At 53.2% G+C, this 524-nt stretch carries 1 rRNA gene; it reads left to right on the top strand.

Annotated elements, in window-relative coordinates:
* Positions 1-524: ribosomal RNA gene (locus tag PUT07_RS35370) — 23S ribosomal RNA — on the top strand; the annotation flags it as partial.

The raw sequence follows: 524 nt of genomic DNA, 5'->3' as shown, positions 1-524 counted from the left end.
CGAATGCTGACATGAGTAACGACAATGCGAGTGAAAAACTCGCACGCCGAAAGACCAAGGGTTCCTGCGCAACGTTAATCGACGCAGGGTGAGTCGGCCCCTAAGGCGAGGCAGAAATGCGTAGTCGATGGGAAACGGGTTAATATTCCCGTACTTCTAGTTATTGCGATGGGGGGACGGAGAAGGCTAGGCCAGCTTGGCGTTGGTTGTCCAAGTTTAAGGTGGTAGGCCGAACACTTAGGCAAATCCGGGTGTTCAAGGCCGAGAGCTGATGACGAGTGTTCTTTTAGAACACGAAGTGGTTGATGCCATGCTTCCAGGAAAAGCCTCTAAGCTTCAGATAACTAGGAACCGTACCCCAAACCGACACAGGTGGTTGGGTAGAGAATACCAAGGCGCTTGAGAGAACTCGGGTGAAGGAACTAGGCAAAATGGCACCGTAACTTCGGGAGAAGGTGCGCCGGTGAGGGTGAAGCATTTACTGCGTAAGCCCATGCCGGTCGAAGATACCAGGCCGCTGCGAC

Origin of the sequence: Paenibacillus sp. MAHUQ-63, assembly GCF_028765165.1 — a bacterium.
Lineage (GTDB): Bacteria > Bacillota > Bacilli > Paenibacillales > NBRC-103111 > Paenibacillus_E.
This window is presented reverse-complemented; position numbering and strand designations above follow the sequence as displayed.